This window comes from Skermanella pratensis, from assembly GCF_008843145.1.
Taxonomy (GTDB): domain Bacteria; phylum Pseudomonadota; class Alphaproteobacteria; order Azospirillales; family Azospirillaceae; genus Skermanella; species Skermanella pratensis.
In genome coordinates this window covers 5,606,575-5,619,448 of the sequence record NZ_CP030265.1, presented here as the reverse complement: position 1 = coordinate 5,619,448, position 12,874 = coordinate 5,606,575, and the positions used below count along the sequence as shown (strand labels likewise).

The following is a 12,874-nucleotide window of genomic DNA, read 5'->3' as shown; positions in this document are numbered from 1 at the left end:
CGAGCTTGAGGAGCCCGGCTCAAAACACCTGTAGACAAAAAACAAAAAAGTGGGCCAGTGGCCCACCCGGATGCGATCCAGCGCGACCCGTTTTGGCGGGACCACCGGATCGTATGGGATCACGGAATGGAATATAGCGAAGTTGAGGCAGGCCGCAAGGATTTTCCACAATACTTTCCCTGCGGCTTTCCGGTACTTTCCCGCCCGCTTCCCGGGCGCCCCCGACCCATGCGGCCCGCCGGGTCAGCCCCGCGGTTTCCGCCTGAAGCGCAGGAACACAGGCTTGCGGCCGGCTTCGATACCCTTCTGCTCGTAGCGCGACTGGGGCCAATCGTCCGGCCGGCGGCGCCAATCCTCCCCCGTCCTGGCGAGCCACTCGAAGTCGGGATGGCACCAGGTATGCTCCAGCATCCACATGGCGACGCCCATGACGTCGCTCGCCATGCGCAGTTCGGCCCCGTCCTTGAGCACGCGCGACAGCCGGGCCAGGTTCTCCGGTCCGATGAAGCGGCGCTTGTGGTGGCGGATCTTGGGCCAGGGGTCGGGGAACAGCACGAAGCAGCGGCCGATCGACGCGTCGGGCAGGGCGTCGATCAGCGGCCGGGCGTCGTCGGCCAGGATGCGGATGTTCCGCTGCCCGCCGGCATCGATGTGTTCCAGGAGATTGGCGACGCCGTTGAGGAACGGTTCGCAGCCGATCATGCCGATGTCGGGATGGGCGGCCGCCTGGCCGGCCAGGTGCTCGCCACTGCCGAAGCCCACTTCCAGCCACACGTCCCCGATGCCGCGCCCGATCCCGGGACCGTCCGCCGGCGCCCCGAAGAGCGAGACCGGATCGAGGCGCTGGCCCTCCGCCGGCGGGTCGATGACCAGTCGGGGCAGCAGCGATTCCAGCAGATTGGTCTTGTAAAGGCGCAGTCTACGGCCGCGCCGGCGGCCGTAGACTTTTTCCCGCAGATCGGCCGGCGCGTCGTCGCGCGGGCCGGGACGACGATCAGGCAAAGGCCGACCGCAGGTCCGACACCAGATCCGTGCGCTCCCAGGAAAAACCGCCATCGGCCTCCGGCGCGCGGCCGAAGTGACCATAGGCCGCGGTACGGGCATAGATCGGCTTGTTGAGGCCGAGATGCTCGCGGATGCCGCGCGGGCTCAGGTTGACCAGATCCTGAAGGACCTTGGACAGCCGATCCTCGTCGACCCGGCCGGTCCCGTAGGTTTCGATGTAGACGGCCAGGGGCCGCGACACACCGATGGCATAAGCCAACTGGATGGTGCAGCGCTCGGCCAGTTCGGCGGCCACAACGTTCTTGGCGAGGTAGCGGGCGGCATAGGCCGCGGACCTGTCGACCTTCGTCGGGTCCTTGCCGGAGAAGGCGCCGCCGCCATGGGGGGCCGCCCCGCCATAGGTATCGACGATGATCTTGCGGCCGGTCAGGCCGGCGTCGCCGTCGGGACCGCCGATCACGAAGCGGCCGGTCGGATTGACGTAGAAGAATTCCTCGTCGCACATCCAGCCTTCCGGCAGGACGTTGATCACGTGGGGGCGCACGATCTCCCGCACCTCGGCCTGGTCGAGCCCGTCCATGTGCTGGGTGGAAACCACGACGGAGGTCGCGCGCACCGGCTTGCCGTTCTCGTACTGCAGGCTGACCTGGCTCTTGGCGTCGGGTCCGAGCTGCGGGGCGGCGCCGGAATGCCGCGCCTCGGCCAGGCTCTTCAGGATGCCATGGGCGAAGTAGATCGGCGCCGGCATCAGCGCCTCGGTCTCCCGGCAGGCATAGCCGAACATGATGCCCTGGTCGCCCGCACCCTCGTCCTTGTTGCCGGCCGCGTCGACGCCGACCGCGATGTCGGCGGACTGCGCATGCACCAGGATCTTGACGTCGGCCTTCTCCCAGTGGAAGCCTTCCTGCTCGTACCCGATGTCCTTGATCGCATGCCGGGCGACGCTTTCCATCAGGTCGGGCGTGATCGAGTCCGGTCCCCGCACCTCGCCGGCCAGAACGATCTGGTTGGTCGTCGCCAGGGTCTCGACCGCTACCCGGGCATACGGGTCATGGCCGAGGAACAGGTCCACGATGGCATCGGATATGCGATCGCAGACCTTGTCGGGATGGCCCTCGGAAACCGATTCACTGGTGAAGACATAGTTGCGTAGAGCCACAGGTTGCCTCGGCGCGTTGCGGATTGATGACAGACGAAGATAATCAGCCCGCCACTGGAGCGACGGGCATTATCACTCTTTTCGCAATCCGAACCTTCCGGGTCAAGTGACTTGATCCGGAACCTGCGATCCGGGCATCGTGCACGGCTGGGCGGCAGAAACTGTTTCGAAATCTCATGAGATCGCCCCTCCGGCACTGCCCTGCTGCCGGCCCACGCTCCGCAGGGCCGGCCGGAACCCTGGCCAGGGCGACTCGCCGCCGGTCAACCGCCTTCGGTGTTCGCCGCGTTGGCGACCGACTTGGTCAATTCGAACAGGCGCTTGCGGACCTGCGGGTCGGTGATGCGATAGTATGCCCGGACCAGCTCCAGGGTTTCCCGCTTGGCCATCGGGTCGGGCTCGAACGAACCTGACTTCTCCTCGCCGAAACCGCCATGGGAAGGCTCGCCCGAAACGATCGCGTCCGAGTCTGCCGGCATGTCGTCGAAGAAGAACGAAACAGGGACGTCCAGGACGCGGCTGAGGTCGAACAGGCGACTTGCACCGATCCGGTTCGCGCCCCGCTCGTATTTCTGGACCTGCTGGAATGTCAGGCCGATCGCCTCGCCCAGCTTCTCCTGGCTCATGCCGAGGAGAGTACGGCGCAGCCTTACCCGCGATCCGACATGTACGTCGATCGGATTCGGCTTGCCGGTCTTGGGCCGCCCGCCGGTTCCACGCCGGCCTCGTGTCTGTGGTTGCATGCCCTCAAACCCCTGTTGAATGTTAGTACTCTAACTAGTCATGCACGTGTATGCATTCAATAGTACGTACTAGCGCATTCTTGTGCACGCGCATACGAAAATATGTGCGATAATCAAGGGGTGTGTCGAGCGATGGTTGTGCTGATGCCGAAACTCATAAGAAGTACCACCAATATCCAGTCGCCGATTCGACCGTACGGGGTGTTGTCGAGCGATTTCGGCAGTGTTGCGTCAACGACTCCGCGAGAACCCAACTCAAGATATGCGGAGATCCGGCCGTAGCCGTCGACGACGCCGGATATCCCGGTATTCGCCGCCCTCACCATGGGCAGACCTTCCTCCACGGCGCGGGCCTGGGCTATCGCGAAATGCTGGTGGGGGCCGGCGCTGATGCCGTACCAGGCATCGTTCGTCACGTTGAGCAGCCATTCCGGCCGCCGTTCCGGGTCCTTCACCGCGGCGGGGAAGATCACCTCGTAGCAGACGAGCGGGCTGAACGGCGGCAGTCCGCCCACGTCAAGCGTCTTTGGGCCCGTCCCGGCCGAGAAGTCCGTCGTTCCGGCGGCGATGGACGCGACCGGCAGGACGCCCCTGAGCGGCATGTACTCGCCGAACGGCACCAGGTGGAACTTGTCGTAGCTGGCGACCACCGCGCCGCTGCCGTCCACCGCATGCAGGCTGTTCCAGAACCGGTTGGTGCCGTCCGGCTCGGTCCTGACCCGCGGGGCGCCGGTGATGACGCTGCCGCCCGGCGGGGTCACCGACCCGATTGCCTGGCGGGCCGCCGCGTCGCGCTCCAGGAAGAAGGGGACCGCTGTCTCCGGCCAGACCACGTGGGTGGGCGCCGGGCCGCCCCCGGCCGGGCTTTCGGCCGTCATTTCCAGCAGACGCTCGAAATTCCGCGCCCGCTCGGCCGGGTTCCATTTCAGCGTCTGCGCGATGTTCGGCTGGACGATCCGCACCACTACGCCGGGAACGGTCGACCCGTCGCCCTGTGACAATCGGACCCACCCGGCGACGCCGATCGCTGCGACCAGAAGCAGGCCGACCGCCACCGATCCGGCCGCCCGGCGCCGCGACTCGGCCGGATCCCCGAACAGGGCAGGCGTGGCCGCGACCGCGACCGTCAGGAGACCCAGGCCGTAGGTGCCGATCACCGCGACGCTCTGCAGCACCGGCAGGAAGCCGACCCAGGAATAGCCGATCAGGTTCCAGGGGAAGCCAGTCAGGACATGCCCCCGCAGATACTCCGCCATCGTCCACAGCATCGCGAAGGCGAGCACGCGGGAAAGGCCGCCCAGGCGGAACCGCCGCGACAGGACGTGAAGGGCCAGCGTCGCCAGACCGACGAAGACGGCGAGCAGCGCCGGCAGTCCCGCGGCGGCGAAAGGCATCATCCACCAGAAGCGGGCGATGTCGGTCAGCAGCGCGAAGGAAATCCAGTAGAGGCCCAGCAGGAAATGCCCGAAGCCGAACCACCAGCCGGTGAAGAAGGCGGAGCGGCGGGTCGCCGCACCGTCGAGCAGCCAGAGCAGGCCGGGAAAGGCCAGCAGCAGCACGGGCACGGCGAAGGCCGGCGGCAGGGCGAGGGTCGCGAGGCCGCCGAACGCCGCCGCCGCGAGGCAGCGGCGCCAGCCGGCCAGGGCGGACAAGCGCGCGGCAACGGGCAGGCCGCCCCGTTCCCGGGAGGTCCGGCCGCCTGCGACCGCGTCGCCCGCACTCCCGCCCGAGCCCGGGAGGCGCAGGGAGGCGTCATCCATGGGTTGCGTTGACGGGCTCCGGAAGGTTGCGGACCCGCAGGCGCTTGATCCGCCGCGGATCGGCGTCGACCACCTCGAACTCCAGGCCCGAGGGATGCTTGAGCAGCTCGCCCCGGCTCGGCACGCGGCCGGCGAGGTTGAACACCAGCCCGCCGAGGGTGTCGAAGTCCTCCCGCTCGCCGTCGTCCAGGACGGGTCCGACCAGGCTGAGGAAGTCGTCGATCGGAACGCGGGCGTCGGCCAGCATGGTGCCGTCCGGCCGGGTCACCAGCATCGGCTCCTCGGTCTCGTCGTGCTCGTCCTCGATCTCGCCGACGATCTCCTCGACCAGGTCCTCGATCGTCACGAGCCCGTCGATGCCGCCGAACTCGTCCACGACCAGCGCCATGTGCTGGCGCGACTGGCGCATCTGGAGCAGCAGGTCGAGGACCGGCATGCTGGGCGCCACGATCACCGCGTCGCGGGTGATGTCCTTGAGCTGGAAAGGCGTCTTCCGCGCGACCGCGGACAGCACGTCCTTGATGTGGACCACGCCGACGACGTCGTCGAGGGTCTCCCGGTAGACCGGCATCCGAGAGTGTGCCTCCTGCGACATGCGCTCGATCAGCTCGGGCAGCGTCGTGTCGATGTCGACGGCGACGATGTCGGCACGCGGCACCATCGTGTCCACGACGGTGCGGTCCCGCAGCTTGAGGATGTTGGCGAGGAGCACCCGCTCGTCGGCGGCGATCGATCCCTCGGCCTCGCGCCGTTCCTCGATCAGTTCCTCGATGGTGTCGCGCAGCGTCGTGTCGCCGCGTCCCCCCAGGATGGTCCTCAACCAGCCGCGGAATTGGCCGGTGAAGGAATTCTGCTCGTCGGCCCCGTCTTCACGGGGCGTCCTACTGCCGGATATGTCTGCCATCGTCATATTGTTTGGGGTTTGGAGACGCCATCCGCGCCGTCGCCCGGGTCCGGCCGATCGCCAGGCGATCGATCGGAATGCGGCGACGGCCCGGCATAGGGATCGGCGATGCCCATGCCGGCGAGAATGCTGGTTTCCAGTCGTTCCATGCGGTCGGCGTCAGGGTCGGTTTCGTGATCATAACCGAGAAGATGGAGCACGCCATGAATTACAAGGTGCGTCAGATGATCCCCGACCGGCTTTCCCTGCTCGCGGGCTTCGCGCCGCACGGTTTCACAGGCGATGATCACGTCTCCGATCAGTATAGGCATTCCCGGATGCGCCGCCAAGTCATCATCGGCGTCCCCGGCATTATCGAGTAACGCGAACGAAAGGACGTTCGTCGGCTTGTCCTTGCCGCGGTAGTCCCGGTTGAGGGTCCGGACCATGTCGTCGTCGGCCAGCACGAGGCTCATCTCCGCCGCCGCCGCGTCGCGCAGGACGTCCGGGTGCTCGGCCGCCGCGAAAGCGGCGCGGGCCGCCGCCTCGACCCGCCGCCCGGCGTCCGGGACCAGGTCTTCCCAGTCGCCGGCTTCCAGGCTGACCGAGATGTCGAGCGGCGGTCGGGCGGTCGCGGTCATCGCCGCCTGTCTTCCCGCCGCATATCCTCCCGACGAATGTCCTCTCCGGGCCGGCCTGCCTTGCGCTCGGCGTCGTGCCGGTCGTACGCGCGGACGATGCGGCCCACCAGGGGGTGGCGGACCACGTCGGCATCGCCGAAATGGACGAAGCTGACGCCCGGCACGCCGTGCAGGATCTCGATAGCGTCCTTCAGGCCCGACCGGGTGCCCGAGGGGAGGTCGATCTGGCTGATGTCGCCGGTCACCGCCATGCGTCCGTTCTCGCCCAGGCGGGTCAGGAACATCTTCATCTGCATCGGCGTGGTGTTCTGCGCCTCGTCCAGGATGACATAGGCGTTGGCCAAGGTCCGGCCGCGCATGAAGGCGAGCGGGGCGATCTCGATCTCGCCGTTGCCCAGCCGGCGGGCGACCTGCTCGGCCGGCAGCATGTCGTACAGCGCGTCGTAGAGCGGACGCAGATAGGGATCGATCTTCTCCCGCAGGTCGCCGGGCAGGAAGCCCAGCCGCTCGCCCGCCTCCACCGCGGGGCGGGACAGCACGATCCGGTCGACCTGTCCGCTGGTCAGCATGACCACCGCCTGGGCCACGGCCAAATAGGTCTTGCCGGTGCCCGCGGGGCCCAGCCCGAAGACCAGTTCGTTCTCCTGCAGCGCCTGGATGTAGGCCGCCTGGGTCGGCGACCGCGGCGAGATCGACCGGCGCTTGGTCTTGACGTTGAAGTCGGGCCGGGCGATCGCCTGCATGGCAAGCTCGCGGGCGGCGCCGTCGCCGACCCCGGTCGCCATGCGAAGCGCCGCGTCCACCTCGGCCGTGCCGACCACCATGCCGCGCTTCAGCCGCTCCCACAACGCGTCGAGCGCCGCGCGGGCGCTTTCCGACGCGTCGGGCGGGCCGGCGATGGTCAGGGTGTTGCCGCGGCTGATCAGCGAGACGCCGAGCTGGGTCTCGATCCGGGCGAGATGGCTGTCATGCTCGCCATAGAGCAGCGGCAGCAGCCGGTTGTCGTCGAAGGCCAGGTCGATGCGACGGTCGGGGGACCCCGTCAAGCAGTTGCCTCCCAGGCTGGGGGGTTGGAAAAGTCCACGGGCGGCGTCGAAGCCTCCGGGCCGGAAACCGTCACGCCGTCGGCGAGCACCAGATCGCCGGCGAGGCTGTTGGCGTGGGCAGCACCGATACGCACATCAACCACCGTTCCGGCCAGACGTTGCGGTGCCGCCACCGGGACGGACTGCATGAAGGGGCTGCGGCCCATCAGCTGGCCCGGCCGCTTGCCGCTCCGGTCCAGCAGCACCGGCAGGACACGGCCGACGCAGGCCTGGTTGAAGGCGACCTGCTGGGCGTTGAGCAGCTGCTGGAGCGCCGCGAGCCGCTCGTTCTTCACGGGCTCCGGCACCTGGGCGTCGCCCATACCGGCGGCCGGGGTGCCGGGCCGCGCGCTGTACTTGAACGAATAGGCCTGGGCGTAGCCGATCCCGGTGACCAGCCGCAGCGTGTCCGCGAAGTCGGCGTCGCGCTCCCCGGGAAAACCCACGATGAAGTCGGACGACAGGGCGAGGTCCGGCCGGGCCGCGCGCATCCGGTCGATCACGCGGCGGTAGTCGTCGGCGGTATGCTTGCGGTTCATGGCGGCTAGGATGCGGTCGGACCCGCTCTGCACCGGCAGGTGGACGAACGGCATCAGCTGCGGCACCTCGCCATGGGCGGCGATCAGGTCGTCGTCCATGTCGCGCGGATGCGACGTGGTGTAGCGGATGCGCTCCACGCCGCCGATCTCGGCCAGCTCGCGGATCAGCCGGCCCAGCCCCCAGGTGCCGCCCGCCGGGCCGTCGCCGTGGTAGGCGTTGACGTTCTGGCCGAGCAGCGTGATCTCCCGGGTGCCGGACGCCGCCATGCGCCGCGCCTCCGCGAGGATCTGGGCCGCGGGCCGCGAGAACTCGGCGCCCCGGGTATAGGGGACAACGCAGAAGGTGCAGAACTTGTCGCAGCCCTCCTGCACCGACAGGAAGGCGGAAACTCCGGCGTCGGCGCTCTCGCCCGGCAGGAAGTCGAACTTGCTCTCCACCGGGAAATCGGTGTTCAGCACCCGCTCGCCGGCGGCGCGGCTGGCACGGGCGACCATCTCGGGGAGCTGGTGGTAGGTCTGCGGGCCGAACACCATGTCGACGAACGGCGCCCGCGCCATGATCTCCTCGCCCTCCGCCTGGGCGACGCAGCCGGCGACGGCGATGATCATGCGGCGCCCGCCCCCTTCGGTCGCCTGCCGGTTCTTCTCCAGGCGCAGGCGACCCAGTTCGGAGAAGACCTTCTCCGAGGCTTTCTCGCGGATATGGCAGGTGTTCAGGATGACCATGTCGGCCCCTTCGAAGGCCGTGACCGGCTGATACCCCAGCGGCGCCAGCACATCGGCCATGCGGGCGCTGTCATAGACGTTCATCTGACAGCCCCAGGTCTTGATGAACAGTTTCTTCTTGGTCAAAAGCTGAACCCTGAAAACCCGTGTTATCCGGCGCGTCCGGTGCGGCGACGCGGCTTTGCATCAATGCATATGGTCGCTCCGGGCGCTTTTCACCCGTGCGTCGGCCGGAAAATAGCACCGGGGAGGGAGGGGGAGTCAACGACTCGGTATCGGGGGCAGGGTGCCGGCTGGCGGCGGGAGCCCTGGGGCCGGGCAGGTCGATGGATCACGGATGCACACGGATAGGCACGGATGGACACGGAACCGACATGCGCCGCGGCTTGACCGGGGGCGAGGATTTTCCGAACGCTATCCGTGTTTATCCGTGCCTATCCGTGTCCATCCGTGATCCCTCCCCTCCGCGGTGCGGAGACCTATCACAATATGCATCCGCTCCGGATTCCTGGCATTCTATCACGGGCTACATCCGGGGAGAGGAGCGGCGCATGGCTGGGGGCGAGGGCATCTTCGTGGGCAAGGGGGAGGAAAGTCAGGTCCTCCCGCTCAAATATGCGAACCGGCACGGGCTGATCGCCGGGGCCACCGGGACCGGCAAGACGGTGTCGCTCCAGGTGCTGGCGGAGGGGTTCTCCCGGGCCGGCGTGCCGGTCTTCCTGGCCGACGTCAAGGGCGACCTGGCGGGCATCAGCCAGCCCGGCGGAGCCAACCCCAAGGTCGCCGAGCGGACGGCGCTGCTGGGGATCGGGGATCCCGCGTCGGAAGGCTGCCCGACGGTGCTTTGGGACCTGTTCGGCGAGCAGGGGCATCCCATCCGGGCGACCGTCTCCGAGATGGGGCCGCTGCTGCTGGCCCGCCTGCTGGAGCTGAACGACGTCCAGGAAGGCGTGCTGAACCTTACTTTCAAGGTCGCCGACGACGAGGGCCTGCTGCTGCTCGACCTGAAGGACCTGCGGGCGATGCTGGCCCATGTCGCGGACAACGCCGCGACGTTTGCGCCGCGCTACGGCACCGTCAGCAAAGCATCGGTCGGCGCGATCCAGCGCCAGTTGCTGGTGCTGGAGCAGCAGGGGGCCGAGGGCTTCTTCGGCGAGCCGGCGCTGGAACTGGCCGACCTGATGCGGGTGGCGCCGGACGGGCGCGGCATCGTCAACCTGCTGGCCGCCGACAAGCTGATGCGCTCGCCGCGCCTGTACGCGACCTTCCTGCTGTGGCTGCTGTCGGAGCTGTTCGAGGAGCTGCCCGAGGCCGGCGACCTGCCCAAGCCCAAGCTGGTGTTCTTCTTCGACGAGGCGCACCTGCTGTTCGACGACGCGCCCAAGGCCCTGGTCGACAAGGTCGAGCAGGTGGTCCGCCTGATCCGCTCCAAGGGCGTCGGGGTCTATTTCATCACCCAGAACCCGCTCGACATCCCGGAGGACGTGCTGGGCCAGCTCGGCAACCGGGTCCAGCACGCGCTGCGCGCCTTCACCCCGCGCGACCAGCGGGCGGTGCGCGCCGCCGCCGAGACCTTCCGCGCCAACCCGAAATTCAGCGCCGCGACGGCGATCCAGGAGCTGGCGGTCGGCGAGGCGCTGGTCTCGCTGCTGGAGGCCAAGGGCGTCCCGTCGGTGGTGGACCGGGTGATGATGGCGCCGCCCGGCTGCCGCCTGGGGCCGATCGGCGCCGCCGAGCGGGCCGACCTGCTGGCCCGCAGCCCGGTGAAGGGCCGCTACGACCACCCGATCGACCGCCATTCCGCCTATGAGCACCTGCGCGAGCGGGCGGAGGCGCCGGTCATCGAGCCCGCTAAGGCGCAGAAGAGTGCGGGACGCCAGCCGCGCGCCGCGGCGCCGCGCCAGTCCCCGGGGGAGGCGATGGTCAACAGCGCGCTGCGCAGCCTCGGAACGCAGTTGGGCCGGCAGATCGCGCGGGGTATCCTGGGTGCCATCATGAAGCGCTGACCGGCCGGAGCCCGTTTCCGGAGCCGGGGGCGCTTCGACCGGCGGGACGGGAGCGGATCTTGGTGGGACGGCGCGGCGCGATCTTCTCCTGGTGCCTCTATGACTGGGCCATGTCGGCCTACAACACGGTCATCGGCACCTTCATCTTCAGCGTGTACTTCACCCGCGCGGTGGCGGAGTCCGAGGTGGCGGGCACCGCCCAGTGGGGCAGGGCGGTCGCCGTTTCCGGGTTGGCGGTCGCCGTGCTGAGCCCGGTGCTGGGCGCCATCGCCGACCGGGGCGGGCGGCGCAAGCCCTGGCTGGCCCTGTTCACGGCCCTGACCGTCGCGGGCACGGCGCTGATGTGGTTCGTCACGCCGGAGCCGTCCTCCGTCATGCCGGCGCTGGTGCTGGTGGCGCTGACCGGCGTCACCTTCGAACTGGCGAACGTCTTCTACAACGCCATGCTGCCGTCGCTGGCCCCGCCGGGCCATACCGGCCGGGTCTCCGGCTGGGGCTGGGGCCTGGGCTATGTCGGCGGGCTCGGCTGCCTGGTGCTGTCGCTGTTCGGGCTTGTCCAGACGGAAACGCCGCTGTTCGGCCTGCTGGGGACGGCGGAGCAGGCGAACGTGCGGGCGACCGCCCTGCTGGTGGCGGTGTGGTACGGCGTGTTCGCCCTGCCGCTGTTCCTGCTGACGCCGGACCAGCCGTCCACCGGGGTCCCGCTCGGGACGGCGGTGCGGGAGGGCTTGGCAACGCTGGCGGACACCCTGCGCCAGATCCGCCGCTATGCCAACATCGCCCGCTGGCTGGTCGCGAGCGCGCTCTATCGCGACGGGCTGAACACGCTGTTCGCGTTCGGCGGCATCTATGCCGCCGGGACGTTCGGCATGGGGTTCGACCAGATCGTGATGTTCGCCATCGCGCTGAACGCCACCTCGGCGGCCGGGGCCTTCGGCTTCGCCTGGATCGACGACTGGATCGGGCCGAAGCGGACCATAGCCTGGTGCCTGGCGGGGCTGATCGGATTCGGCATTCCGCTGCTGTTCGCCGAATCGCAGACGGCCTTCTGGGTCCTGGCGCTGGGACTGGGGATCTTCGTCGGGCCGGCCCAGGCGGCGGGGCGGTCGATGATGGCCCGCCTGTCGCCGCCGGGGATGGAAACGGAGATGTTCGGCCTGTATGCGCTATCCGGGCGGGCTGTCTCCTTCGTGGGGCCGCTTCTCCTCGCGTGGGCCACGGAATCCTTCGAAAGTCAACGGGCCGGAATGGCAACCATCGTGCTATTGCTCGCGTTGGGTCTGGTGCTGTTGTTTGCGGTGCGGGAGGAACGAAGGGTCTGATCGGCCGGGGTTCCGACCGGACGAAAAACCGGCCTATTGCCGCATCCGGCAGGGATCGATGACATTTTTAATTTATGACGCGCACCATGGTCGATAATGTCCCAGGATCGCGCACCGGAGAAAGAAGATGCTGAGCTACCACGACCTCGAGGATTTCATGGGCATCGACGCGGCGCTCAACGAGAACGAGGGAACCGCGGCCGGGGGCAAGGGCCGGGTCTCGCCGGGCCGGATCTCATCGGGCTGGGCGGGCGACCCGGCGGATGGCGAGTCGGCCGAGCGCGACCCGGACTGACCGGAAGCGCCGCCCGCTATGCCGGGCGGCGCAGGTGCGGGGTGACGCGCCACTCGGCATAGCGGATCAGGCGGGTGATCAGGAAATTGATCAGCAGGTAGATCGCCCCCGCCACGATGAAGACTTCGAACACGGCGAAGGTCTGGGAGATGATCCGGCGCGCGATGCCGGTGATCTCCAGCAGGGTGATGGTGCTGGCGAGCGAGCTGGCCTTGACCATCAGGATGACCTCGTTGCCGTAGGCCGGCAAAGCCTGGCGGACCGCGATCGGCGCCACGATGCGGCGGAACACCAGGAAGCGGGAGAAGCCGCAGGCGCGCGCCGCCTCGATCTGGCCGTGGGGCACGGACTGGATGCCGCCGCGGATCATCTCGCTGGTATAGGCGGCCGTGTTGAGCGTGAGCGCCAGGATGCCGCACCAGTAGGGCTCCCGCAGGATTTCCCAGAAGATGCTGGCGCGGACCGCCTGGAACTGGCCCAGCCCGTAATAGATCAGGAAGATCTGGACCAGCAGCGGCGTGCCCCGGAAGACGAACACATAGGCCCCGGCGATCGCGGACAGGACCCGGCTGGCCGACAGCCGCATCCAGGCGACGCCGGACGCCAGCACGAAGCCGAACAGCAGCGCCAGCCCGACGAGCTGGAGCGTCACCGGCACGCCGGCCAGCAGCGTCGGCACCGCACTCCACATCACCGACAGGTTCATGGTC

11 protein-coding genes and 1 pseudogene are annotated in these 12,874 nt (G+C 68.4%); 3 read left to right on the top strand and 9 right to left on the bottom strand.

The features are described from left to right. Positions 1–188 precede the first annotated feature (188 nt). From trmB to miaB, 8 genes and pseudogenes are all read right to left on the bottom strand, one after another. Positions 189–1,002, bottom strand: a pseudogene (gene trmB / locus DPR14_RS25825) (tRNA (guanine(46)-N(7))-methyltransferase TrmB); the annotation flags it as partial. Further along, entirely contained in the window at positions 995–2,164 is a 1,170-nt protein-coding gene (gene metK, locus DPR14_RS25820) for a methionine adenosyltransferase (RefSeq protein ID WP_158047700.1), read from the bottom strand. The gene metK and the pseudogene trmB, both read right to left, overlap by 8 nt. A gap of 263 nt (positions 2,165–2,427) precedes the next feature. Beyond that, positions 2,428–2,907: a helix-turn-helix domain-containing protein gene (locus DPR14_RS25815; RefSeq protein WP_158047699.1), complete on the bottom strand. Its 480-nt coding sequence runs from the start codon at positions 2,905–2,907 to the stop codon at positions 2,428–2,430. A 113-nt stretch (positions 2,908–3,020) separates the two neighbouring features. Then, entirely contained in the window at positions 3,021–4,667 is a 1,647-nt protein-coding gene (gene lnt / locus DPR14_RS25810) for an apolipoprotein N-acyltransferase (RefSeq protein ID WP_158047698.1), read from the bottom strand. Then, complete coding sequence (locus DPR14_RS25805; protein WP_158047697.1) at positions 4,660–5,571, bottom strand: hemolysin family protein; 912 nt, start codon at positions 5,569–5,571, stop codon at positions 4,660–4,662. The genes lnt and DPR14_RS25805 overlap by 8 nt, the downstream gene beginning before the upstream one ends. Positions 5,572–5,573: 2 nt before the next feature. After that, the gene (gene ybeY / locus DPR14_RS25800; protein WP_158047696.1) at positions 5,574–6,191 is read right to left on the bottom strand and encodes an rRNA maturation RNase YbeY; all 618 of its coding nucleotides are present in this window, start codon (positions 6,189–6,191) and stop codon (positions 5,574–5,576) included. After that, the gene (locus tag DPR14_RS25795; protein WP_192499171.1) at positions 6,188–7,237 is read right to left on the bottom strand and encodes a PhoH family protein; all 1,050 of its coding nucleotides are present in this window, start codon (positions 7,235–7,237) and stop codon (positions 6,188–6,190) included. Before DPR14_RS25795 ends, ybeY begins: the two co-directional genes overlap by 4 nt. Beyond that, complete coding sequence (gene miaB / locus DPR14_RS25790; RefSeq protein WP_158048349.1) at positions 7,234–8,625, bottom strand: tRNA (N6-isopentenyl adenosine(37)-C2)-methylthiotransferase MiaB; 1,392 nt, start codon at positions 8,623–8,625, stop codon at positions 7,234–7,236. The genes DPR14_RS25795 and miaB overlap by 4 nt, the downstream gene beginning before the upstream one ends. A 467-nt stretch (positions 8,626–9,092) precedes the next feature. Here miaB and DPR14_RS25785 point away from each other — a divergent pair, with 467 nt between their 5' ends. The 3 genes from DPR14_RS25785 to DPR14_RS27620 all read left to right on the top strand — a co-directional run bounded on the left by DPR14_RS25785 (position 9,093) and on the right by DPR14_RS27620 (position 12,164). Next, positions 9,093–10,547 (top strand): helicase HerA-like domain-containing protein, encoded by a 1,455-nt coding sequence (locus DPR14_RS25785; RefSeq protein WP_158047695.1) that lies wholly within the window; start codon positions 9,093–9,095, stop codon positions 10,545–10,547. A gap of 62 nt (positions 10,548–10,609) precedes the next feature. After that, positions 10,610–11,869: an MFS transporter gene (locus DPR14_RS25780; RefSeq protein WP_343038753.1), complete on the top strand. Its 1,260-nt coding sequence runs from the start codon at positions 10,610–10,612 to the stop codon at positions 11,867–11,869. Positions 11,870–11,996: 127 nt separating this feature from the next. Beyond that, a complete protein-coding gene (locus DPR14_RS27620) occupies positions 11,997–12,164 on the top strand; it encodes a hypothetical protein (protein WP_192499170.1) in 168 nt (55 codons plus the stop codon). A 16-nt stretch (positions 12,165–12,180) separates the two neighbouring features. Here DPR14_RS27620 and DPR14_RS25775 read toward each other — a convergent pair whose 3' ends face one another. Next, positions 12,181–12,870: an ABC transporter permease gene (locus tag DPR14_RS25775; RefSeq protein ID WP_158047693.1), complete on the bottom strand. Its 690-nt coding sequence runs from the start codon at positions 12,868–12,870 to the stop codon at positions 12,181–12,183. Between the last annotated feature and the right edge of the window lie 4 nt (positions 12,871–12,874).